This is a genomic window from Streptomyces sp. BE20, assembly GCF_036322525.1.
Lineage (GTDB): Bacteria > Actinomycetota > Actinomycetes > Streptomycetales > Streptomycetaceae > Kitasatospora.
On sequence record NZ_JAQYWW010000045.1, the window covers coordinates 1 to 606 of the forward strand.

General features: G+C 72.9%; 1 protein-coding gene. It reads right to left on the reverse strand.

What is annotated here, in order from left to right:
- A partial coding sequence (locus tag PUR61_RS00170; RefSeq protein WP_329874347.1) for an acyltransferase domain-containing protein occupies positions 1-606 on the reverse strand: 606 nt, incomplete at both ends.

Genomic DNA, 606 nt, shown 5'->3' on the forward strand with positions numbered 1-606 from the left:
GCCTCGGCGAAGCGCACGGTCTGCCGCAGGTTGCGGTACCAGTACCCGCCGTCCAGCTCAGGACCCTCCAACCACCGGCCCTCCACCGTCGACAGGAACGGGATCGCGGCGGGCCGGGGCCTCACCGCGGCCAGGAGCTCGGCGAGTTCCTCCTCGATCGACTCGACGTGGGACGTGTGGGAGGCGTAGTCCACCGGGACGCGCCGCACCCGCACACCCTGCTCCTCAAAGCCCGCCACCAGCGTGTCCAGCCCCACCGGGTCACCGGCCACCACCACCGACGACGGCCCGTTCACCGCCGCCACCTCCACACCGGCCGGCAGACCGTCGGCCACCTCGGCGGCCGGCAGCGCGACGGACACCATGCCGCCACGACCCGCCAGACCCCGCGCGATCGCCTGCGAACGCAGGGCGACAATCGCCGCCGCGTCTTCCAGCGACAGGATCCCCGCAACATGCGCCGCAGCGATCTCACCCTGCGAATGCCCCACCACCGCGTCCGGCACCACACCCAGCGAACCCCACACCCGCGCCAGACCCACCATCACGGCGAACGACACCGGCTGCACCACATCCACCCGCTCCAGCGAGGCGGCACCCGGCACC